We start from the raw sequence: 23,669 nt of genomic DNA, 5'->3' as shown, positions 1-23,669 counted from the left end.
GCAAAAGAGGAATAGTGTCCAGTGCTTGCAATGGCCAGACCGAAATTAATTCAGTTGCCATGCAGGTCTTACATTTCCACAGGATTTCTGCTGAACCGGTTATTACGCTCGTCTTCGCATTCCGTGCACAAGCGGTCCCTCGGCTGGGCGCAGCATTTAGCGACAATTATTTTCCGCTGGGCGGGTAGCGATAAAAAACCCCTTCGCCCGCGTGCCGCCCTACTGCTGCCCGTTCGCCTGCACCGCGCGAATCAGTTTGGAGCGGCTTCCGACACCGAGCTTATGGAAAGAACGGTCGATGTGAGTCCGGACCGTCGTATAAGAAATGCCCAGCCGGAATGCGATTTCCTTGTCGAGCAAGCCTTCCACTACCAGCCCGACCACATCCCGCTCACGCGCCGTCAGGTTCTTCAGCACGTCCTCTGAAATCAGCCTGGCTTGCGGTCCGGACGGCTTTGACATGCCCGCTGCGGCGCGCGCTCGCGCGAGTGCCGCGGTAAAAGCCGGGCGAATGAATTCGGCCATGGCGAGGTCATGATCGGAGAAATCTTCCCTATGTTTACCGCGCCAGATGCGCAGATCGCCGATGTTCGAATCGCCGGCCCACGCATAGACGTTCATGCCCCAGTGCAAACCGTCACGACGCAAAAAATCGTTGAACAGTTCGGTGCGCATCAGTTCGCCTTGCGGAATCACGTTGCTTACTCGAACCGCCTCGCGGCAATTTTGCAGCCGAGGAGTCACGGTATCGCGGTACTGGTAGTACTTCTCGTACTCGGACAAGTTGTCTTCCGACATGTTGAACGAGACCCGGTTGACGAATTCCTTCTTCGTCTCGTCCCAGACATAAGACCCGAGATGGTCCGCGCGCAACAAGCTAAGCATGCGAACGCCCACTTCCTGCCGCATTAACTGCTCAGGAAGTGAATCGGCAAGTACGGCGAAGATATCGGAAACCAGGCGGGTTTCCCGGCTCGTCAAATACATTTCACGGACATGCTGGTGGGTCCCCGTCAATGGCTCGCGGACGTTTTCTCCACGCGCAAGCCTCCATGCTTTTAAAATGCCGTCCCGCAGACTACACGGACGATATTTCCGATTCAAGCCTGTTTTATTCGTGCAGTTAAATCGTTTGACGTCATTTTAACTGACGGGCCAATTTTTTGAACGCATCGTGAGGCAGCGGCGTAACAACAGGATCAGGCCGCCGGCACCCAATCCTGGCTTCCACCAACGCGGAAGTAAGGCAAGCCGCTGACGTTGAGACTCGCGTTCACGGGGCTGACCTGAAAATCGGCGCAAAAAAAGACCCGCACGAGGCGGGTCTTAGTCTCTCAGTTTCGTATGGCTGAACGCGCGAGCATTCTTTGGCACGTTCGCTTTTGCCATCGGAGTGCGGTGTTGACGTTAAGCCCCCCGGCTCTGCCTGACAAGTTAACCGATTGGCGTGCGCTACGCATCCTCAATTCTGGGGATGTGTAGTGAGAAGCAGCGGTCGAAACGGACGGATCGCAAGGACGCCAGACCCGCATTCGACTTGGGCGAGCCTATTGATCAGGCCTCTTCTTTCAACGACGCCATGTCGATCACGAACCGATATTTCACATCGCTTTTAACCATGCGTTCGTAGGCCTTGTCGATCTCGTCCATGCGGATCATCTCGATGTCCGATGTGATGCCATGCTTGCCGCAAAAATCGAGCATTTCCTGCGTTTCAGCAATGCCGCCGATCAGCGAACCGGCCAGTGCACGGCGCTTGAAAATCAGGTTGCCGACAGACGGCGACGGATGAGCATGCTCCGGCACGCCGACCAGAGTCATCGTTCCGTCGCGCTTGAGCAGCGCCGTGAACTGGTCGAGGTCATGCGAGGCCGCGACGGTGTTGAGGATGAAATCGAACGAGTTGACGTGTTTCGCCATCTGTTCCGGATCTTTCGAAATCACGACTTCATGCGCGCCAAGCCGCTTCGCATCTTCAATCTTGCCGGCCGACGTGGTGAACAGCACCACGTGCGCGCCGAACGCCGCCGCGAGCTTCACGCCCATATGACCGAGCCCGCCCAGCCCGACGATGCCGACCTTCTGTCCAGCCTGGACATTCCAGTGTCGCAGCGGCGAATACGTGGTGATCCCCGCGCACAACAACGGCGCCACGGCGGCGAGTTCAAGGTTCTCGGGAACCAGCAGCGTGAACGCTTCGTCCACGACGATCGACTTGGAGTAACCGCCGTAAGTCACGCCACCCGTGTGTTTATCGGGTGCATTGTAGGTGCCGACAAATCCGCTGCCTTCGCAATACTGTTCGAGGCCTTCCTGGCATGACGGGCAAGTCCTGCACGAATCCACCATGCAGCCGACACCCGCCAGCGCGCCAACCTTAAACTTCGTGACTTCAGAGCCGACCTCGGTCACCCGGCCGACAATTTCGTGTCCCGGGACGTTCGGGTACACCGTACCCGCCCATTCGCCGCGCGCGGTGTGCAGGTCCGAATGGCACACGCCGCAGTACAGGATTTCGATGCGGACATCGTGCGGACCCGTGTCCCGGCGATCGAAGGCGAAGGGAGCAAACGGCTTATCGGCGGAGTGCGCGGCATAGCCATAGGTCTTGTACATGGTGTGGTCCTTGAAATGGTTCGTTGGTTTGTTGCTGATTCGTTGCCCGTTCGTCGATACCGGGGCGCGCTGTCCGTTCAAAAAGCCCCGAACATCCGCACCCATCGGCAGGTAACTCCGGCACCGCGTGTCACAACGGCCGGATCGACAGGCAACAAGCTTGATAAGAAGGTTTCCCGGGCTTGGACGACGTCTGGAACCGCGCCAAAACCTGACTTCACTTGTATCGACATTGCCCGGTTGCGCCGCTGCGGAATTGCGAATGCGCATAAATGCGCGCTGCCAGGCTTCGTTTCGATTCTGATTCTGAATCCGGACGCTCCGACGATGCGAGCGCCCCTTCGCAGAACAGTATGCGAATTCTGCACCAACCGCTCAATGGAAATATTGCGATTTCACAATTCCAATTAATGGAATATCGTGGTGCAGCAATTCGGGGATTGATATCACGACGTTATTTGCAGAAGCGAGGTGCGCTGTTTGCGCTTCGCTTGATGGTGATCAAACCGGATCATGCATCGTCATGCGGGGATCAATGCGACGCAACGTAGATGGAGTCGTGTCCGGTTTGAGGAACCGCGAAGGTCTTTTTCATCCGGTCCGCTTCTTCTATCGGGCTACGTCCGAACAGCCGCTTGAATTCGCGGCTGAACTGCGACGAACTTTCGTAGCCCACCTGGGCGCACGCGACCGCCGCCGTTATGTCGTTTCTTACCATTAGAAGGCGTGCCTGATGAAGCCGCGTCGACTTCAGGTATTGCATCGGCGAGGTGTTGGTCACTGCCTTGAAGTGCGAATGAAACGACGGCACGCTCATGCTCGCCTCCAAAGCCAGCCGCTCGACATCCAGTGGTTCGCGGAACGACACGTGGATCTTGCGCAGAGCCTTCGCGATCTTGCCGAAATGCCCTTGCCGCGTGAGTGCTGCGCGCATCGACCCACCCTGCTCGCCCGTCAGCACGCGATAGTAGATTTCACGCACGAGTCCCGGGCCGAGGATCTCTGCCTCCAGCGGCACACTCATCGTCTCGAGAAACCGCAGTACCGATAAACCGAGCCTGGCGTCGAGCGGTGTCGACATCATCCCTTTGGGCTTCGCCGGAACGCCGCCCGCCCGTTCGTCAAGCTGCAGCATCAAGTCGGCGGCCACGTTGAAGTCGAGGCGAAAATAGATAGCCAGCAGGGGCTCGGCTGCGCTTGCCTCGGTTTCCATCGAAAATGGCACCGGCACCGATACCGCCAGATAATGCTGTGCGTCATAAACATAAACGTCGTCGCCCAGAAACCCGCGCTTGCGTCCCTGGCAGACAATCACAATGCCCGGTTCATATAGCACGGGGGTACGGCTTAGCGGACGGTTCGAACGCAGGAACCGCACGTCGGGCAGCACCGTCAGGTTGTACCCTTCCGCCGGCGCCAGCTGCTTCAACAACGCGATCATGCGTTGCTGCGCTTTCGTACGATCATCGTATTCATCGCGTTCAAGGGCCACGTCCGGTCTCGCCAGTTATTGCAGTGAGCTTGCAATGTGCCACTTGCCTGAGCAGAAATCCATCGGCTCATAGGATTAGGCAAACACCACAGATGAACCGGCATTCGCGTTCAGGCGCTGCACTTCTAACATGCAATCGTTGCTGAAGTCGCGTGTGTTATCGGAGATACATCCCGACGCTCAGCTCATCCACGACTACCGACAAGGAGTGCAACACCATGAGCCCCATCCAGAGCAAGAAGAAGACCTTCCTGATCACCGGCGTGAGTTCGGGTTTCGGCCGCGCGTTCGCAGACGCCGCATTGAATGCCGGCCACATAGTCGTGGGGACGGTGCGCCGCGAGACCGACGTACAACCATTCGAGGCGCTCGCGGCCGGTCGTGCGCACGCAATCGTGCTCGATGTGACCGATTTCGCGGCTATAGGCCCGGCCGTCACGGCGATAACGGAAAAAATCGGACCTATCGATGTGCTCGTCAACAATGCAGGATACGGCCACGAAGGCGTGCTCGAGGAGTCGCCGCTTGAAGACCTGCGCCATCAGTTCGACGTCAACGTATTCGGCGCCGTAGCGATGATCAAAGCCGTGCTCCCCGCCATGCGCGAACGCCGCACGGGCCACATCATCAACATCACGTCGATGGGCGGCTTCGTCACCATGCCGGGGATTTCTTACTACTGCGGCAGCAAGTTCGCTCTCGAAGGCATCTCCGAAACGCTCGCGAAAGAAGTCGCCGGTTTCGGCATCAAGGTAACCGCCGTCGCACCCGGCTCGTTCCGCACCGATTGGGCTGGCCGCTCGATGGTGCGCTCGGATCGCAGCATTGCGGACTACGACGCGCTGTTCACCCCGATCCGTCAGGCGCGGGAGGCGAAAAGCGGTAAGCAGGCCGGCGATCCGGTCAAGGCGGCCCATGTGCTGCTGGAGGTGATTGCGGCAGACAATCCGCCGGTACATCTGCTGCTCGGCACCGATGCGCTCGGCCTGGTCAGGGACAAGCTCGCGGCCCTCAACACCGAGATTGAAACGTGGGAAAAGGTCACGCGCTCGACGGACTTCTCGTGACGCATTCATCACCCGGCTGCATGACCCGGCTGCATGTCGGATAGCCGCGAAAACACCTACGGCGTCCCGTGGCGAATGTGAAAACCGGGCTGCCGCTCTCGTGTACGATGGCTTCACATCGAGCCCCCGGCCAAGCCGAGCGTTACAGACAACGCCATGCCGCGAGCACGCTGCAATAGCCCGCGCGCTTGAGCCGGATTTACGCGCCGTTCCGCTGTTAGCCGTCACTGGGTGGGGATTTTCATGCCGCGTTCCGACTGGACCCGTGAAGCGATTCGCAAGATTGAAGCGGACTTCAACCGCTCCGCCGACACCCACCTGATTCCGCTGGACTTGCCCGGTTATCCCGCCATCCGTTTCTATTTCAAGGATGAATCGAGCCATCCGACCGGCAGCCTGAAACATCGTCTGGCGCGATCCTTGTTTCTCTATGCACTTTGCAATGGCTGGCTGCGCGAGCAGAGCACGATTGTTGAAGCATCGAGCGGATCAACGGCCATTTCCGAAGCGTATTTCGCAAGACTGCTTGGCCTGCCGTTTGTCGCGGTGATTCCGGCGGGTACATCCCGGATGAAAATCGAGGCGATAGAGTTCTACGGCGGGCGCTGCCATCTGGTTGCGAACCCCGCGGACATCTATGCGGAATCGCATCGGCTCGCGGCGGAAACCGGTGGTCATTTCATGGACCAGTTCACCTACGCCGAACGTGCGACCGACTGGCGAGCCAACAACAATATTGCCGAGTCGATCTTCAAGCAGATGGATGACGAGGAGTACCCCGTGCCAATGTGGATTGTCGCAAGCGGCGGCACCGGCGGCACGATCGCCACGTTGGGCCGCTACGTAGCGTACCGTCGGCATACCACCCGCATTCTTTGCACGGACCCGGAGAATTCGGTATTTTTCGATCATTTCAAAAGCGTGCTCACGGGCGCGCCGGACAGCAGCCTGACGCTCGATGCCGGATCGAGGATTGAAGGCATCGGCCGTCCGCGGGTTGAACGCTCCTTTATTCCGACATGTATCGATGCCATGCTCAAGGTCCCCGACGCGTTGTCCTTTGCTGCAATGCGCTATCTGGCCGGGCGCTTCGGACGCCGCGTCGGCGGCTCGACCGGCACGAATTTTGTCGGTGTCCTGTATCTGGCCGAGCGCATGAAGCAGGCGGGCAAGGAGGGTTCCATCGTCAGCCTGATCTGCGATAGCGGTGAACGTTATAGCAACACCTACTATGACGATGCCTGGTACCAGGCGCAGGGAATTCCGGTTGCGCAGCCCGATGCGCTGATCGCTCGCGCGATAGCGGGCGAAGCGGTGCTGACCCAGCAGAGCATGGAGGGGTTGGAGGCTGCGGGAGCGGGAATATAAAGCGCGATCTGGCCTGGATTACCCTTTGGCATCCGAAGCGTTGTTCAGGACCTGATTCGCGCGCACGAGATTGCATTTCAACGTCTTGGCTTTTGTAACCAGTCGCCCACACTTGATGAGGTTCCGATGACCCGTACTGTCGCCGAAAAACGCGCTGCCTTTCGCGCGCTTCACCAGCAAGGTTGTTTCGTGTTGCCCAACCCATGGGATGCAGGCAGCGCGCGGATGCTGCAGCATCTCGGCTTTGCCGCGCTGGCATCGACCAGTTCAGGTTTTGCATGGTCCACAGGCCGGCCCGACTACGCAGTGACCTGCTCCGATGTCCTGCAACATCTGGGAGCCCTCTGCGAGGCTGTCGACCTGCCGGTGAACGCCGATTTCGAGTCCGGTTTCGCTTCCGACCCGGCCACGCTCGCGGCCAACGTCAGCCTCGCGATCCAGACGGGCGTGGCGGGTTTATCGATTGAAGATCGTGACGTGGAAGCACCGTTCGGACTCTACGAAACCGCTCTTGCTGTCGAACGCGTGCGTGCGGCCCGCGCGGCGATCGACCGCTCCGGCGATGACGTCATCCTGGTCGCGCGCACCGAAATCCTGCTCAGCGATCCGGGTGCGCTCACCCAGTCCATCGACAAACTCGTGGCCTTTGCGGCCGAAGGTGCGGACTGCTTGTACGCGCCGGGCGTGGTCGACAAGGCCGATATAGCCGTCATGGTGCGCGCTGTCGCGCCCAAGCCGCTCAACGTACTGATGATGCGGCCCGGGCTGAGCGTCGCCGAACTGACTGACCTTGGCGTGCGTCGAATCAGCGTCGGCGGAGGGTTGGCGCGGGTTGCGTGGCAGGCCATGCTGACGGCCGCCGAACAAATGAAGACCGGTTCGTTCGATGGCCTCGGCAGCGCTGCATCCGGCAAGCAATTGAACGACGTTTTCGGCGGATTCGCCTGAGCCTGATAACTCAGCACGAGCCTGGTCTTTTCATTAATGTCCCTGCATTGAAGGGACATTCAAGCATTCTGATTGTTCGCGCGGCGGCGATGCAGTGCCATGCAGCAGTCGCCCGGACTGTATCGGCTCGACAACATCTGCGCGGCCGAAAGAGGTTGGCAAGCGCCACACGCGCCTGATAATATTGGGACGTGGATGGCCGCCCGGCCCCACGTCACTCAAGCTTCATTCCTCAAAATTTCTCAAAGGGAGGCGAAAAAATGCTCACATTCACTATCGCCGTCCCTCACTCGGCTTACTCGGCGCGCCGGCCAGTTTAGGTCGCCGTCAGCGCGGGCACAGCAGCCTGCGCCAATTCCAGACAGTCTCGTCGTCAGTTCGCCCGCTCATGCAGGTGCGCTCCGGCTGTCGCTCTCATCTCTCTCGACCGGATAGCCTCGTCGCGTTTTGCGCCTCGGGCTGTGGCAAATGGCTTACACAAAAAAACTCGATTTCGGCGGACGGGCGTTCAAGGACGTTCTCGGTTTCACCGTGGTTCACTGGGGCAAACAGCCGTGGCGCATCGTGGCCATTGTCGTGCTCGCCTTGCTGTCGGCACTCGCCGATGTCCTCACGCCTCTGTTCGCAGGCCGGCTCGTGGATGCGCTCGCCGCCGGCGCGGCCGGCAAGGAGCTTGCCTGGCGTGCAGCCACGACCGCGTTCAGCATCCTGGCTTGCCTCGGGCTGGCCGGCACGCTGCTGCGTCAGCTCGTTTTCATGAACATCATCGTGTTGACACTCAAGATGATGAGCGAGATTGCCGCCAACGCGTTTCATCGCGTGCAACGGTTTTCCGCTGACTGGCACGGCAACAGCTTCGCCGGCTCAACCGTGCGCAAGATCACGCGCGGCATGTGGGCACTCGACCTGCTCAACGACACGTTGCTCATCGCCTTGCTCCCGTCGCTGGTGATGCTGGTCGGCGCAACCGTGCTGCTCGGCATGCACTGGGCGGTGATGGGCGTGGTCGTGGGCCTTGGGTCGTTGCTCTATATCGCGGTGACGGTCGGCCTGTCGCTCGGCTTCGTGGCGCCCGCTGCCCGCCTGGGCAACGCCTGGGATACCCGCATGGGCGGTGCGCTGGCCGATGCGGTGAGCTGCAACACCGTGGTCAAGGCCTTCGGTGCGGAAACGCGCGAGGAAGCGCGGCTTGCCCGTGTGATCGGCAAGTGGCGTCACCGCACGCGCCGCACCTGGGCACGCGGCACGATCAACGGCGGTGTGCAGGGCGGCATGCTGGTGGTCATGCAGGCGGCGATCCTCGGTGCTGCGCTGTTGCTGTGGGAAGCCGACAAGGCCAGCGTGGGCGACATCACGTTCACGCTGACCATGTTCTTCATGCTGCAAGGCTATCTGCGCGAAGTCGGGATGCACGTGCGCAATCTGCAGCGCTCAGTCAACGACATGGAAGAGCTGGTTTCCCTTGAAGGTCAGCCTCTCGGCGTGGAAGACAAGCCTGACGCCGGGCCGATCGCGATCCGTGAAGGCGAGATCCGCTTCGAGCATGTGACCTTCAGTTACGACGGCCACACGAAGCCGCTCTATGACGACTTCTCGGTGCGGATTGCGCCGGGCGAGCGTGTCGGGTTGATCGGCCACTCGGGGTCCGGCAAGACGACGTTGATCAAGCTTATCCAGCGGCTCTACGACATCTCGGGCGGGCGGATCACGATCGACGGTCAGAACATTGCCGATGTCGGCCAGGCGTCGCTGCGCGGGCAGATCGCGATCGTCCAGCAAGAGCCGGTGCTGTTCCACCGCTCGCTCGCGGAGAACATCGCGTATGCCCGGCCGGGCGCAACCCGCGCGGAAATCGAGCGTGCCGCAAGGCAGGCCAGCGCCCACGATTTCATCGCGGCGCTGCCTCAGGGTTATGAAACGCTCGTGGGTGAGCGTGGCATCAAGCTGTCGGGTGGTGAACGCCAGCGCGTGGCGATCGCCCGGGCGTTCCTCGCCGATGCGCCCATCCTGATCCTGGACGAAGCTACATCGAGCCTCGACAGCGAGAGCGAAATGCTGATCCAGCAGGCCATGGAGCGGCTGATGGTCGGCCGCACTACCGTGGTCGTTGCGCACCGGCTTTCAACGGTGCGTGCGCTGGACAGACTGCTGGTTCTCGACAAGGGCAGGATTGCAGAGGAAGGCAGCCATGAGAAGCTGATCCAGCTTCACAACGGCTTGTACCGGCGTTTATTCGAACGGCAAGCGCTCGGATTGACAACCGACCATGCCGAGCCGGCCAGCGCGGCAAAAACCGGCTACCTGCCAAGCGGTTATGCGAGCGATCCTACGTTGAGCACGGGGAAATGATGCAGCGGTCCGGGTAGACCGCGGACCGCTGCATCTTCTCTACATCCCGAGTTAGCACTAAATGGGCTTCAGATGAAACTCCTGGCATTGACCTACGGCACCGAAGGCGACACGAGACCCCTGGCTGTACTGTGCCGCGCCCTGACGGATGCGGGCCACAACGTCACCCTCCTCGCCGATGGCGCAACGCTTGGGAGCGCCCGCGCATTGGGGGTTCCTCATGCGGCGCTGAGCGGAAACATGAAAGACGAGTTGAGCGCGCTGGTGTCCAGCGGCAAGGGCGTCAACGCTACAGCGGCGGGTTTGGCGCGTATCGCAAACGCTCAGGCGCACAGCTGGATGCAGCAGATCGCCCAGGCGGCCATAGGCTGCGACGGGCTGATTGTGTCGGGACTGGCCGCCTTCGTGGGCTTATCCGTAGGCGAGCATCTTGGCATACGCGTTATCGGCACTGGCCTGATACCCATCTCCCCGACACATGCATTTGCCCCGCCGTTTCTGCCGCCTCGCTGGATCCCTGCAGTGTTGAATCGGACAAGCCATCAGGCAGTGAATAGCCTGCTATGGCGCGCTTTCCGCAAAGCGACAAATGAGGCGAGACGGAGCGTGCTAAGCCTGCTGCCACGCGAGAAGCCATGGACAGAGCACCCCATGCTATATGGCGTCTCCCCTGCCCTGGTGCCCGAGCCGCGGGACTGGCCTGCGCACACCAGACTGTGCGGGCAATGGCTGGCCCCTGCGGATTCCTGGGCGCCGCCAGCGGCTCTTAAAGCATTTCTGGATGCGGGTGAACCGCCGGTGTATCTGGGGTTCGGCAGCATGGTCGGATTCGACCAGAAAGCCATGCTTGATGTTTTCATTGACGCGACGAAAGGGCTCCGGGTGCTCTTGTATCCAGGCTGGTCTGGCACCCCCGACATGGTGATGCCCGAAAATTTCTTCATCATCGAAGAGACGCCACATCAATGGCTATTTCCCCGTACGTCGCTGGTTATACATCATGGCGGTAGCGGCACGACACACTCGGCGTGCCGTGCAGGCGTGCCGTCGGTCGTGTTGCCTTTTGCGGGAGACCAGTTCTTTTGGGCTCATCAACTGAACCGCTTGGGCATAGCAGACCACGCGGTATCAACGCGCAAGCTGGACCGGGAGAAACTTAAAGAGGCGATCAGATTTGCGCAGCGTGCAGAGACAAGACAGCGAGCGTCGACACTGGGAAAACAAATGGCGCAGGAAACCGGAACAGCAACCGCTGTTGCGGAGATAGAGGCCATCCTGAGCCGGTTCGTCGCTAAGCCCCGAACACCACGCACTTCAGACCAAGGTTCTCGCGTAACGTAGTGCCTTCATATTCCGTTCGAAACAGGCCACGGCGGCGCATTTCAGGAATCACCAGCTCAGCGAGATCATCAATGCCTTGCGGCAACGTCGGCGGACAAATATTGAAGCCGTCGGCGGCTCCGCTCTCGAACCAGTGCTGCAGGTCGTCCACCACTTCACCCGGCGTACCGACCAGCACACGGCAGCCATTCCCCGCTGCCAAGGTCTGATAAAGCTGCCGGATACTCAGCTTGTCTTTACGCGCCAGATGCAACAGGTTCTCGGCAATGCTGCGCACCTGGTTGCTGCTGATCGCAACCTCGGGCACGGGACCGTCTACATCGTAGGCGGACAGGTCACCGAGATAACCATGCAGCATCGCAAGCCCGCTTAGCGGATCGATCAGCGCCTGAAGCTCGTCCAATTTCGCCTGTGCTTCCTCCCGCGTCCTGCCGACGTACAGCGTGACCCCCGGCATGATCAGCAATTGATCCGCTGTCCGCCCATGTTTGGCCAGGCGCGCTTTTACATCGTCGTAGAAAGCCTTCGCGGGTGTGAGTTCGAACGCGTTGCTATAGATGACGTCGGCGTCCTTCGCCGCGAGTTCCCGGCCCGCCTCCGAGCCACCTGCCTGGACAATGATGGGCCGGCCTTGCGGCGTGCGTGCCGCATTCAGCGGCCCCCTCACGCTGAAATGCTTGCCCTTGTGGTTCAGCGTGTGCAACTTCGATGGCTCGTAAAACACGCCGCTGGCCTTGTCGCGAACGAATGCGTCATCCTCCCAGCTATTCCACAGGCCCTTGACGACATCGACGAATTCATCGGCCCGCTCGAAGCGTTCTGCATAACCAAGATGCGTGTCGCGGCTGAAATTCCACGCCTCCTGTTCCGACCAGGAGGTGACGACGTTCCACCCCGCGCGGCCACCACTGATGTGGTCAATCGACGCGAACTTCCGTGCAACGTGAAACGGCTCGTTATACGTAGTGGACGCCGTCGCGACCAGCCCAATGTGTTTCGTACAGACACCAAGGGCCGCGAGCAGAGTAAGAGGCTCCAGTTCCACGTTGCGCATGTCCCGGCAGAGCGACCCGGCCGGGTCGTCCGCCGCGCGTATGCCGAGGCCATCGGCGAAAAAGATCATGTCGAGCTTGGCGGCTTCAGCCTTGATCGCGCTCTTCAGGAAGTAGTCGAAGTGCACGGCGCCGTCGGCGGGAACATCAGGATGCCGCCACGCGGCAACGTGGTAGCCGAGGTAGCGCATCGACAAACCCAGCTTGATCTTGCGGTCGTTCAGCATGGCTCGTTTCCTTGGTCGGGAAGCTGTTCCTCACAGGCGGCTACGGGGGAATGACCTGAAGAATCGCAGGCATTCGTCGCCGGCCACCTCACGCGGCGTCTGGGTAATTTAGCTCAGAATTTCACCAGATCCTTATTGTTTGCTTGAAAACAATAATTTTTTGGCAGAAACTTCATCACAGTGTAATTATTGATCTACTGTCCCTACAAGGCGATACCGTGTCCGAAGACTCGTTGCCGTTGACGAACACCCCTGCGCACGAGCAGGACGTGGTCATCGGCGCCCGCTTGCGCGCCATGCGCAAGGCGCAGGACCTGCGTCTCAAGCACGTGGCGGAGCAAGCCGGCCTGTCCGTCAGCATGCTCAGCCAGATCGAACGCGGGATCAGTTCCCCTTCCATTCGCGTGCTTCGCAACATCTGCCATGCGCTGGGCGTGGATGGCGCCGCCTTGTTCGACGAGCGCAATGCGCCCTCCGCGCAAGATGGCGCAGGCGCAGACTTTGTCGTGCGGCTCGCGGACCGCAAGCCGGTGAGCGTGGGCGGCGTCACTAAATACCGGGTGACGCCCGCGGGCTGCTCGGTCATGGAAGGGTTCCTCATGGAGATCGGTGCGGGCGCCGTGTCCGACGTGAACTTCGTCCTGCAGACCGGCGACAAGATTGGTTACGTCGTGCGCGGCAAGCTGCGCCTGTTCGTCGACGACCAGGAAATGCTGCTGGAAGCCGGGGACATATATGGTTTTCCGTCAGGGCACCGCTACAGATGGGAAAACGGCTGGGAGTCACCCACCACCATTCTCGTCATCAACAGCAACCACTTCTACGTTTAGGTTTTCGCCCGGGCGCGGCCAGTCTTGTGCGCCTACTTAGCTGTACTGGACACACCGCGCCCTGACCGGCCGGTGCTCACGACACAGGACGCAGAGATGAAACAGGCGATCGGCAATATAGGCCCGGACAGCATTCCGTCATCCACGCAGGCATCCACGCACAAGATTCGTGACGTGGTGGCGGCGAACGTGGGCACGTTTTTCGAGTGGTTCGACCTGCTCGTCTACGCCATGTTCGCGATCACCATCTCGCACCTGTTTTTCCCCACCGGCAACCCGCAGTCGGCGTTGTTGTACAGCCTGCTGACCTTCGCGAGCGCCTATGTGATACGGCCCGTTGGCGCGGTCGTGCTGGGCATCTACGCCGATAAGCGGGGCCGCCGCGCCGCGCTGACCATCGCTGCATTTCTGATGCTGTGCGGCACCTTCCTGATGGCGGTGATTCCGACCTATAAGGTCATTGGTGCATGGGCGCCCGCCCTGCTCGTGTCCGGACGCCTGCTGCAGGGGTTCTCGGTCGGCGGTGAATTCGGTTGCGCGAACTCTTACCTGACCGAGCAAAACGCGCGCACAAAAGCGTTTTTCGCCAGCCTGCAGTTCTCGACCTCGGGCCTGGCGGTGCTGACCGCCTCGCTGTTTGCTTACCTGATCAATCACTATCTTTCGCAGGAGCAGGTTGATTCGTGGGGATGGCGCACGCCGTTCATCTTCGGCTGCCTGATCGGTCCGGTTGGACTGTATATACGCAGCAAGATCAACGAGACGCGCGAGTTCGAGGAAGTCGCTGACAAACCGCATCGGCCGCTTGCCGAAATCTTTGCCTCCCACAAGCGCTTCCTGCTCATCGGCGCGGCCGTGGTGGCGGCGGGCAATGTGGCGAGTTTCCTGAACATCTACATGCCGACGTTCGCGATCAATAACCTCGGGATAGCTAAGGATTCCGCATTCATTGCATCCATCTTCAGCGGCCTCGTGAGCACGATCTTTCCGATCTTCGGCGGACTGGCTGCTGACCGGTTCGGCACCATCAAGGTCATGCGGATTGCGTTGATCGCCGGCCTGGTCATGATCTTTCCCATGTTCTTCGTGTTGACGCATACGCCCTCGTTCCAGTCGCTGATCCTGTTTCAATGCGCGATGTCGCTGGTGTTCTACAGCTTCTATTACGCGCCGGTCGGCTCACTGCTATCGCAGCTCTTTCCGACCTCGTGCCGGACGACCGGCGTGTCGATCGCCTACGTTGCATCGCAGACATTTTTCGGCGGCGTCACGCCGCTCGTCGTCGGCTTCCTGGTTGCGCGCACGGGCAGCATCATGTCGCCGGCTTATTACGTGATCGTGATCGGCGTGGTCGCGCTAGTGGGCTTGTCGGCAAGCCGAAGCCGTGCTCACTGAGAGCATCGACCGCTTATTTTCAAGGACATGACATGCGTTCGACATTGCCCGCGGAGATCGACGTTGCGATCGTCGGAGGCGGCATCATTGGCATCAGCACTGCGCTCGCGCTGGCGCGCAAGGGAGTACGTGTAGCGGTATTCGAAAAGGGTACGGTCGCGGGCGAACAGTCGTCGCGCAACTGGGGATGGATTCGCACGGTCGGGCGTGATCCGAAAGAGTTGCCGTTATCGGCTATAGCGAACGATATGTGGGCCGACATCCAGGCGCGCATCAACGTGGGTTATCGGCGCACCGGCCTCGCCTATCTGGCGGAAACGGACAAGGAAATGGCCCGTCATCAGGCGTGGCTCGACGCGGCCAAAGACACGGGCACCGAAGGCAACCTCCTGGGACGCGACGAACTCGCGCGTCTTATTCCCGCCTCGAACCGGCCGTGGATCGGCGCTTTGTACAGTGCGGGCGATGGCGTTGCCGAACCCGCGCTCGCGACCGCTGCGATCGCCAGACTGGCGGCTGACGCCGGTGCGCTGGTGTTCGAACAGTGCGCGGTTCGCGGGCTGGAGACCAGCGCCGGAAGAACGTCGGCGGTTGTCACCGAGCTTGGTGTGGTGAAATGTGCGTCCGTGGTGCTGGCAGGTGGCGCCTGGTCACGGCTTTTTTGCGGCAACAATGCGGTTGATTTCCCGCAGTTGAAGGTACATGCGTCGGTGCTGCGGACAGAGCCGTTGGAGACCGGGTTGGAGATGGCGATCAACGGCTCGGACTTTACTTGCCGTAAGCGTGCTGACGGCGGTTATACAGTCTCGCAACTCGGCGCCTCAATTGCCGACCTTACGCCGGATAGCATCCGTTTATGCCGCCAGTTCTTGCCGGCGTGGATGTCCGAACGCAAATACTTGAAGCTTCGCGTAGGCCGCCGTTTTGTAGAAGAACTGAAGATACCGCGCCACTTTCGCCTCGACGCCCCCACACCGTTCGAAGCATGCCGGACGCTCGATCCGCCGCCGACGATGAAGATGGTCGACGGTGCGTTAGGCAAATTGAAGCATGCTTTCCCGGCGTTCAGGAATGCGACGGTAGCGCAAACATGGGCCGGGTTTATCGATGTCACGCCAGATGCCCTGCCGGTCATCTCCGAGGTCGGCAAGATTCGAGGCTTCTTCCTGGCCGCTGGATTTTCAGGGCATGGTTTTGGCATTGGCCCGGCAGCCGGCGCGTTGATGGCGGACCTGGTGACCGGAGATTCGCCAGGAGTGGACCCCAAGGCGTTCCGGCTGAACAGGTTCAATTCCTGAGACTGGACCGGACAAGCGGTCTGCCGGTACCCCAATCAAAATTCCTGCGCGGTCGGACGCAACACGATCTCGTTGATATCGACATCGCCCGGTTGCTCGATCGCGTAGGCAATCGCGCGAGCCACGGAATCGGCGGGGATCGCTTGCTGATAAAACTGCCCCACCACTTTCGCGCTCTCTTCATGGGAACTGCCGAGCTTGAGTTCGGAGTCCACTGCGCCCGGCAGGATGATCGTGGTGCGGATCGAAGCGCCGACTTCGTGGCGCAGCCCTTCGGAGATCGCGCGCACGGCAAACTTGGTGCCGCTATAGACCGTGCCGCCGGGGCTGAAAACCTTGATGCCCGCCACCGACGAAATGTTGATGAAGTGGCCGCTGTCCTGCTTCCGGAATACCGGCAACGCGGCGGCGATTCCGTACAGCACGCCCTTGATGTTGATGTCGATCATGCGTTCCCACTCGTCGACCTTCATCTCCGACATGGGCGCGATCGCCATGAACCCTGCGTTATTGATCACTACATCCACGCGACCGTAAGCGCTCACTGCCTGATCGACCAGCGCCTGGACATCTGCGCGGCGGGTGACATCGACGGCCATTACCTCGACCTTGCCGCCCGCTTCGCGCAACTCGGCGGCAATGCTTTCGAGCCGGTCCAGGCGCCGCGCGCCCAATACAAGCGCCGCCCCTTTCGCCGACAAATGACGCGCCGTGGCTTCACCCAGCCCGCTGCTCGCGCCGGTGATCACAACGACCTTACCTTCAATTCCACTGCTGACGTGATTGCTCATTGCTGACAGGCTCCTGTGTTCCTGAGAGGACGAACGCCCCCTCGACAGAAGACAGTATGGGAATCGCAAGCCGGCCATTCAATGGAAATGATACGATTTCATAATTCCATTTTATGGAAGCAAAACCGGGAACCCGTCATGCAGAATCGACTTGAAATGTTGCGCATCTATTGCGCGGCCGTTGAAGCACAGAGCTTCAAGGAAGCGGCCACGCGGCTGGGTACCTCGCCTCAGGCGATCACGCGAGCCGTTCAGGAAGCGGAAGCGTTGGTGGGCGAAATCCTCTTCCACCGCAACACCCGGCGCGTGCGCGCGACCGAAGCAGGAGAAGCGTTTGCACAGCGGGCGCGCGCGCTCGTGCGGCAGATGGATGATCTCTTGAGGCCAAAGGACAGCGAGATCGATGCCGAGATTGCTGGCTTGGTCCGGTTGACCACACCCAAGTCCATCGGTGAGCGTTTTCTCATGCCCGCGCTGGTGCGTCTTGCCGAGAAGCATCCCCGCATCACGCTCGACCTGCGTTTATCCGATGCGATCAGCGACCCCATTGCGGAGCAGATCGACATTGGCGTGCGGATCGGCTTCATGCGGGACAGCCGCTTCGTGGTGCGTCCGGCTTCCCACGTAGGCTTCTCCGTCATTGCCAGTCCTAAGCTTATTGCACGCGTGGGCCGTCCCGCGGACCTCGCTGAGCTTGCGCTGCTGCCGTCGACGGGATTCATCGACAGGAACACCGGGCGAGTGTGGCCCTGGCAGTTTTCCAACGGGCAGCAAATGACGCCGACGAACCTTGCGTTCCAGACCGACGATGGCGAGTGCGAGTGCCGCGCCGTTGTTGCGGGGCTGGGGTTTGGACAGATCGTGAGCTATCTCGCACTGCCCTTTCTGCGCGCGGGCAAGGTGATCAGCGTACTGGACGACATTGCGCCGGAGCCGTGGCCGGTCTACGTCTACAGGCCGCAGCGAGGACCGGTGCCCGCACGCATACGGCTCGTGTTCGACGCCGTGCTGGCAGCGCTGGAGAAATCAGAGCTGCAGCATGGGCCTTATGTGTCCGGCTGAAGTGTCGGGCGATGTCTCGGGCTGACCTCGCGCCCTGGACGATCGCTGATGCGATCGTCTTCAACAACCAAAAAAAAGGCGCCGTGCGAACACGGCGCCTGAAATTCTAGCTCCGAGGGGAGGGCTAGAACTGAGAGCCAGCTTACAACTCAACCTCCCCGGCACATGGGCCGCTGAAGGTTCTAAAAACTTGCCGCATACACGGTTGGCGGCGGCGTGAACGTCAATGCGTCAGTGCATCACACCGAAAAAAGCATGGACCGCGTCGTCTGGCGTCAGGCCGACGTCGAAGTAACCTTGAAGACGGTCCGCAATCGTATCGTCAAGAACGAACGGTGGGTCGATGAACCGCGCGGCGACCGCCTGGTCGTACCAGACGCTGATCCAGCCTTTAAGCTCATGCACATCTTCCTGTCGTTCCAGCCCGGATTTGTTGTCCATGGAATCTCCGTAAAACTCACCAGCGTCGTCAAGCTGCCACCCGGACACGCTCCATCAAAGCCTTCCCGCACGGCGGGATTACTTGCCAAGAACCATCGTGATGAAAGAACACCGAGAGCCAGGCCGCAGACGGATGATTGTGACAAACCACAATCGCAACCGCCCCACCCCGCCATGAAAATACCAAACAATCAGACCAGCACGTGAATCGATGCGACCTTTAGCGACCACTATGAAACCTTGCTAAAGACCTGAAGATTTTGCCGCTACCGGCCTATTCCTCGCACCCCTTTGCATGACATCATGCTATCTGGTTCCAATCTATTTTCCAGTCGGCAGAAGCGGAATTTGAACTAGGAATATCCTGCAATGACTATAGGGATTTCCTGACAGGGCAAGCCTGTGGATTCGGATGCTCAAGGTTCGTAAAGAAGTATGCGAAGTGTGTGTTCCGAGTCTTTCATTTCCTTACTCAGTCACGAGCCCGTGCCGGACGGCATAACGAATCACTTCCGAATTGTTATTGAGTCCGAGTTTTTGCATCAGCCGCATCTTGTGCGTGCTGATGGTCTTTGCACTTAGCGACAATGCGTCGGCAATATCATTGATGCTATTACCGGCCGCCAGCATTTGCAGCACCTGGAACTCGCGGTCCGAGAGAATCTCATGCGGCGGCCCGTCGCTGGAAGGCGAATCGAAAACGATTGCATCGACCAGCTTCGGATCAATGAAGCGCCCACCCCCGGCCAGCTTGCGGATCGCGGCGAGCAGGACCTCAAGGTCGCTGTCCTTGGTCACGTAGCCCGTTGCGCCCGCACGTAACGCCCGCGACACCACCTGCCCCTCGTTGTGAATGCTCAGCACCAGGATCGGTAACGCGGGCTGTTCCGCCCGCACGCGCCGGATCAGATCCACGCCGCTAATGCCCGGCATGGTCATATCGAGCAACAGCAGGTCCACGCGGCAAGCACGCAGCTTGTCGACGACTTCAGACCCGTGCCCGGCTTCCCCGACCACGGTAATATCGCTCGTAGTGGCTACGATCTGCTTCAGCCCGCTTCTTACGATTGCGTGGTCATCCGCTATAAAAATACTAATCATCGTTCCCGCCCGCTATCCAGCGGCAAATTGATTGAAACCATGGTTCCGGCACCCGGCGCACTATCGACTTGCAGCGTCCCGCCTATCAGGCGCGCCCGTTCACTCATGCCCAGTAATCCGTACGAGTAGCCGCCTTGCTCCGACTCCAGGTCGAAGCCCTGACCGTCGTCGCTTACCCGAAGATCGAGCGCGAGGTCAGTGCTCACAAGTGTCACCGCGACGCGCGACGCGCCGGCATGCCGCGATACGTTCGTGAGCGATTCCTGGACAATACGGAACACGGCCGTTGCATGGGCGTCCGCAAGGGTCGGCTCACCGCCGCGCACCACCAGTTGACAAGGCATGCCGTTGCGCCGGCTGAAGTCCTCGGCAAGCCACTCCAAGGCCGACACAATACCGAAGTTAAGCGCCGCCGGTCTCAAATGGCTCGCAACGTTACGCACCATCCACATGGTTTTCTCCACCAGCTCGCGGATGTCATCGATCTTCCGGGTCGCTTCCGCGTCGGCGACTACACGCATCTTGAGCAGCGCAACATCCATTTTCAGCGCGGTGAGCAACTGACCCAGTTCGTCGTGAATCTCCAATGCTATACGACGCCGCTCCTCCTCCCGGATTGCCTCCAGATAGGCCGACAACTCGCGCAATTGTTCGCGCGACGCCAGCAGCTCCTCCTCGGTACGCTTCCTTTCGGTGATGTCCTGGACGGTGCCGACAATACCCCACGACTGCCCCTCTCGCATATCCACGAGTTCTGCCTGGAGCCGGACGATGCGTGTCGTGCCGTCCTGACCCGTGATGCGATGGTCGATGCCAAAGGGTTGTGCCTTCGCGAGCAGCATACGTACCGCACGCCTGACGGTGGCCTGGTCGTCGGGATGAACCAGCGCGAGATAGACGCTATAGCACGGCTTCACGCCCGAGGGTTCCAGTCCGAGAATGCGGTAGAGCTCGTTCGACCAGTGCGTGAGCCCGCTATCGCGATCCCATGCCCAGTCGCCGAGGCGCGCAAGACGCTGCGCATTGGCGAGGCTCGCTTCGCTCGCTCGCAGTTTCTCGTCGGCCTTCCTGCGCGCCGTGATGTCGTATAGCCCTACATAAATTGCGGGAACGTCGCCGTAGGTCGCAACGCGTGCGTTCGCCACGGCCCAGAACGAGGTGCCGTCCGGCCGCCTGAAACTCAGCTCGGTGTTGCTGAGGTTTCCCTCGTCGCGCAGGTGGCACACCAGCTCGCCGCGCTCCTTGGGCGCAGCATACAGGTCGATAATGTTTCCAAGCGCCGGTTGCGTCGTATCGAGTCCGAAGAGTTCGTGCATCGGCTGGTTCATGTAGAGGATGTCGCCTTCCGGCATGGACGTGATGCACAACGGAACCGGACTCGTCTCCACGATCGCGCGAAAGCGCGCCTCGCTTTCCTTCAGCCGCGCCTCCACACCGCGGCGTTCGACAATCTCCAGGTTGAGGCTGACATTGGCCCGCGCCAGTTCCTCGGTGCGTTGCGCCACCCGCGCTTCGAGTTCATCGCGGGCATCGCTTAATGCTTTCTGCGTCTTTTCGCGTGCGGTAATTTCATGCTGCAACTGCATGTTGCGCGTAACGAGTTGCTGCTGCAGCGTGCGCAACGCCAGATGCGTGCCAATGCGCGCCACGACCTCGTCCACCCGGATCGGCTTGGTCACATAGTCGACGCCGCCCGCTGCCAGCCCTTCGATCACGTCTGCAGTCGCGGACATCGACGTCATGAAGATCACCGGAATGTCGCTGGTTTCACTATTCGATTTAAGCCGCCGGCAGGTCTCGTAGCCGTCTATGCCGGGCATCTTGACGTCGAGCAGGATGAGATCCGGTCGCGAGAACGCCGCGCGTTCCAGCGCTTCCAGACCATCCAGCGCCACGAGCACGCGAAAGCCCTGCCCTTCGAGACTCTCCACCACGACGCTCAGGTTAGCGGGCATGTCGTCCACGATCAGGACCGCAGGCGGCTCCAGCGTCGCGGGCGCCAGGCCGATGGTCGTGTCGTTTGTGTCATTCATGACGCGTGCCCCTCCTCAAGATGCCGCTCGACGAATTGCACGATCGCCTTGGTCCGATAGTTCTTCGCCAGCGAGCGCAATTCAGCAGCGAACGCGCTATAGCGCTCGTCGAGGATGGCGATGCGTTCGGCCCACAACACGATCTCCCGCATGTTGCCTTGGCGCGCGAGCCGGTGCAGGTCCTGCATTTCTTGCGAAGGCACGGCCGGACACTCCATTGTCGCAGCAGGCTGGGCCAGCGGCTCGCCAAGCGGCGCATAGGTCCAGGTGAGCGAGAGCAGCGCCGCAATCTTCGTGAGCAACGTGTCCAGGTGAATGGGTTTCGCCACGAACGCGTCGGCGCCGGCGCTGAAGCTGCGCCTTTCGTCGCCGCCCGTCGGGCTGGCGGAGATCGCGATGATCGGCACACTGGCAAAGTCCGGCAGAAGCCGCAAGCGGCGCATGGTTTCGAGTCCGTCCATCTCGTGCATCACAATGTCGGTCAGGATCAGCGACGGGCGTTTCACCTGAGCTTTATCCAGCGCCTCCTGACCGCTGGCCGCCTCGGTCATGTCGAAGCCGATCTGCCCCAGCATATCGACCGCCACCGCGCGGTTGGTGGCCACGTCGTCGATGACCAGCACGCTCCTGCGCATTCCCGCGTAGCCGGTGACCACCCACGCGGCATGGGACTCTTGCGACACGGACGGGACCGGTACCGCTTCGAGGTCGAACCAGAAGGTGCTGCCCTCGCCCTTGCGGCTCTCGACCAGGATGTCGCTTCCCATCGAACGCATGAGTTGCCGGCTGATGCCAAGCCCGAGCCCGGCTCCTCCACGATGCCGTTGTTCGGCGCCGGTTTGCTCGAAGGGTTCGAAGATCAGTTCGTGTTGCATGTCGCCGATGCCGATCCCGGTATCTTCCACCGTGAAACGGATCCGCCCATCCGGCAAGGGCGCCACGCGCAGGCTCACGGTGCCGCTGTCGGTGAACTTCACTGCGTTTGCCAGCAGGTTGAGCAGTACCTGGCGCAACCGCCGTTCATCTGCACGCACGGCGTTAGGCATGTCGCGAGCTGCATCGCACACGAAGACCAGCTGCTTTTGCTCGGCCTTCACACGAATGATTTCCTCGACGTCGCCCAGTAGCCCGGGGAGTGACACCGCAACAATATCGAACGGCATCTTACCGGCCTCGATCTTGGCGATATCGAGAATGTCGTTGATCAGCGCAAGCAGGTGTTCGCCGCTGCGCTGGATCACGCCGAGCCCGTCGCGCTGCCGCTCACTAAGCGTCCGGTCCCGGCCGAGCACCTGCGCGTACCCCAGGATGCCGTTCAGCGGCGTGCGTAATTCATGGCTCATGTTGGCGAGGAATTCGGATTTCGCCCGATTGGCCGCCTCGGCGGTGCGCCGGGCTTCACGGCCCTCCGCCGCTTCCCGCTCGTCGTTATAGGCGCGGTGAAGGCGCGCGCACATGGAGTCGAACGCGGCCACGACCCGTTCGAGTTCGTCCGGACGGCGTGGCCGGCGGCGATGCAGCGTGAAGGCTTGCGGCGCCTGCCGGAAGTCGTAGCTTTCGACCCGCCGCGCCACCGTGGCGAGATGGCGCGTGACGAGCCGCGAGAAAATGTAGATGGTGAACAGCGACACGAGAAACGTATTGGCGCCCTGGCTCAGCAAGATCACCAGTGCAGTCCTGAACAGTTCGTTGTACAGGTTGGCGAGGGTTGCCTCGACGCGCAGCGTGCCGATCGATTCCTCGTGGCCCTGGATGCGATACACGATCGGAAAACTGCGCGCCATGACCGGCCCGCGAGAATGGCTTCCGGCGGAGACCACCATGGAGCTGTCGTTCGCGTTCACCTCGGTGACTTCGGCCAGCCGGATGTCCGGCAGATGGAGAATGCCGTCGAGCTGGAGTTCGAGTTGCGGCCGGTCGAGCCGCCAGAGCGCTTCGCCCAGACTGCCCCGATAACTGCTATCGATCTCCGCCAGCCGGCTTTCGACGAGCATCACCCCCCGGTGATAATCGCGATACAGTTGAAGCGCTGTGAGCGTGAGCGTGACCGTGCAACTGAACAGGAACACTGTAGCGAGCAGCCGCATCAAGACACTGCTGCGGTGGCGGCCGACCAGATCCCAAAGTCCGCCGAATGTGTTGAGCGCCATAGTTCTTCCCCAGGACCGCCTTGGTTTCTTCATTTGCCTATTCTGCGCGCTCTGGCGGCGGTGGTCTAACGGTGGCGTAACACAAGGAATTCAAAGAAAACAACAGGG

At 60.6% G+C, this 23,669-nt stretch carries 18 protein-coding genes; 9 read left to right on the top strand and 9 right to left on the bottom strand.

Going from position 1 to position 23,669, the window contains the following annotated elements:
* Positions 1–219: 219 nt before the first annotated feature.
* From ACSOSP_RS29750 to ACSOSP_RS29740, 3 genes are all read right to left on the bottom strand, one after another.
* Entirely contained in the window at positions 220–987 is a 768-nt protein-coding gene (locus ACSOSP_RS29750) for a response regulator transcription factor (RefSeq protein WP_455312080.1), read from the bottom strand.
* Between the two features lie 567 nt (positions 988–1,554).
* Positions 1,555–2,616: an NAD(P)-dependent alcohol dehydrogenase gene (locus ACSOSP_RS29745; RefSeq protein ID WP_031362821.1), complete on the bottom strand. Its 1,062-nt coding sequence runs from the start codon at positions 2,614–2,616 to the stop codon at positions 1,555–1,557.
* A 532-nt stretch (positions 2,617–3,148) separates the two neighbouring features.
* Positions 3,149–4,057: an AraC family transcriptional regulator gene (locus ACSOSP_RS29740; protein ID WP_455313714.1), complete on the bottom strand. Its 909-nt coding sequence runs from the start codon at positions 4,055–4,057 to the stop codon at positions 3,149–3,151.
* Positions 4,058–4,326: 269 nt separating this feature from the next.
* On the opposite strand from ACSOSP_RS29740, the gene ACSOSP_RS29735 reads away from it, so the two are divergent.
* The 5 genes from ACSOSP_RS29735 (at position 4,327) to ACSOSP_RS29715 (ending at position 11,181) form a co-directional block, all read left to right on the top strand.
* Entirely contained in the window at positions 4,327–5,175 is an 849-nt protein-coding gene (locus ACSOSP_RS29735; protein ID WP_455312078.1) for an oxidoreductase, read from the top strand.
* A gap of 243 nt (positions 5,176–5,418) precedes the next feature.
* The gene (locus ACSOSP_RS29730; RefSeq protein WP_455312076.1) at positions 5,419–6,543 is read left to right on the top strand and encodes a PLP-dependent cysteine synthase family protein; all 1,125 of its coding nucleotides are present in this window, start codon (positions 5,419–5,421) and stop codon (positions 6,541–6,543) included.
* Positions 6,544–6,669: 126 nt separating this feature from the next.
* Positions 6,670–7,491: an isocitrate lyase/PEP mutase family protein gene (locus ACSOSP_RS29725; RefSeq protein ID WP_455312074.1), complete on the top strand. Its 822-nt coding sequence runs from the start codon at positions 6,670–6,672 to the stop codon at positions 7,489–7,491.
* A 468-nt stretch (positions 7,492–7,959) separates the two neighbouring features.
* Positions 7,960–9,840 carry an ABC transporter ATP-binding protein gene (locus ACSOSP_RS29720; protein WP_455312073.1) on the top strand — a complete coding sequence of 627 codons (1,881 nt, stop codon included), beginning with the start codon at positions 7,960–7,962 and terminating at the stop codon, positions 9,838–9,840.
* A gap of 72 nt (positions 9,841–9,912) precedes the next feature.
* Positions 9,913–11,181, top strand: a complete 1,269-nt coding sequence (locus ACSOSP_RS29715) for a glycosyltransferase (RefSeq protein WP_455312072.1) — start codon at positions 9,913–9,915, stop codon at positions 11,179–11,181.
* Here ACSOSP_RS29715 and ACSOSP_RS29710 read toward each other — a convergent pair.
* Positions 11,132–12,460, bottom strand: coding sequence for an LLM class flavin-dependent oxidoreductase (locus ACSOSP_RS29710; protein ID WP_455312071.1), 1,329 nt, complete (start codon positions 12,458–12,460; stop codon positions 11,132–11,134). The two genes, ACSOSP_RS29715 and ACSOSP_RS29710, sit on opposite strands and share 50 nt — an antisense overlap.
* A 218-nt stretch (positions 12,461–12,678) precedes the next feature.
* Between ACSOSP_RS29710 and ACSOSP_RS29705 the strand changes: the two genes are divergently transcribed.
* From ACSOSP_RS29705 to ACSOSP_RS29695, 3 genes are all read left to right on the top strand, one after another.
* Entirely contained in the window at positions 12,679–13,290 is a 612-nt protein-coding gene (locus ACSOSP_RS29705) for a helix-turn-helix domain-containing protein (RefSeq protein ID WP_455312070.1), read from the top strand.
* A 96-nt stretch (positions 13,291–13,386) separates the two neighbouring features.
* Positions 13,387–14,685 (top strand): MFS transporter, encoded by a 1,299-nt coding sequence (locus tag ACSOSP_RS29700; protein ID WP_455312068.1) that lies wholly within the window; start codon positions 13,387–13,389, stop codon positions 14,683–14,685.
* A 32-nt stretch (positions 14,686–14,717) separates the two neighbouring features.
* The gene (locus ACSOSP_RS29695; protein WP_455312066.1) at positions 14,718–15,983 is read left to right on the top strand and encodes an NAD(P)/FAD-dependent oxidoreductase; all 1,266 of its coding nucleotides are present in this window, start codon (positions 14,718–14,720) and stop codon (positions 15,981–15,983) included.
* A gap of 35 nt (positions 15,984–16,018) precedes the next feature.
* On the opposite strand, the gene ACSOSP_RS29690 is transcribed toward ACSOSP_RS29695, so the two are convergent.
* A complete protein-coding gene (locus ACSOSP_RS29690) occupies positions 16,019–16,774 on the bottom strand; it encodes an SDR family oxidoreductase (protein WP_455312065.1) in 756 nt (251 codons plus the stop codon).
* A gap of 138 nt (positions 16,775–16,912) precedes the next feature.
* Between ACSOSP_RS29690 and ACSOSP_RS29685 the strand changes: the two genes are divergently transcribed.
* On the top strand, positions 16,913–17,836 hold the full coding sequence (locus ACSOSP_RS29685; RefSeq protein ID WP_455312064.1) for a LysR family transcriptional regulator: 924 nt from the start codon (positions 16,913–16,915) through the stop codon (positions 17,834–17,836).
* A 231-nt stretch (positions 17,837–18,067) separates the two neighbouring features.
* Here the strand turns inward: ACSOSP_RS29685 and ACSOSP_RS29680 are convergent, their stop codons facing one another.
* The 4 genes from ACSOSP_RS29680 to ACSOSP_RS29665 all read right to left on the bottom strand — a co-directional run bounded on the left by ACSOSP_RS29680 (position 18,068) and on the right by ACSOSP_RS29665 (position 23,561).
* Positions 18,068–18,277 carry a hypothetical protein gene (locus ACSOSP_RS29680; protein WP_455312063.1) on the bottom strand — a complete coding sequence of 70 codons (210 nt, stop codon included), beginning with the start codon at positions 18,275–18,277 and terminating at the stop codon, positions 18,068–18,070.
* Positions 18,278–18,745: 468 nt separating this feature from the next.
* Positions 18,746–19,378 (bottom strand): response regulator, encoded by a 633-nt coding sequence (locus ACSOSP_RS29675; RefSeq protein WP_455312062.1) that lies wholly within the window; start codon positions 19,376–19,378, stop codon positions 18,746–18,748.
* Complete coding sequence (locus ACSOSP_RS29670) at positions 19,375–21,411, bottom strand: response regulator (protein WP_455312060.1); 2,037 nt, start codon at positions 21,409–21,411, stop codon at positions 19,375–19,377. Before ACSOSP_RS29670 ends, ACSOSP_RS29675 begins: the two co-directional genes overlap by 4 nt.
* The gene (locus ACSOSP_RS29665; protein ID WP_455312059.1) at positions 21,408–23,561 is read right to left on the bottom strand and encodes an ATP-binding protein; all 2,154 of its coding nucleotides are present in this window, start codon (positions 23,559–23,561) and stop codon (positions 21,408–21,410) included. The genes ACSOSP_RS29670 and ACSOSP_RS29665 overlap by 4 nt, the downstream gene beginning before the upstream one ends.
* Positions 23,562–23,669 lie beyond the last annotated feature (108 nt).

It is taken from the genome of Caballeronia sp. KNU42 (genome assembly GCF_053760385.1).
This window is presented reverse-complemented; position numbering and strand designations above follow the sequence as displayed.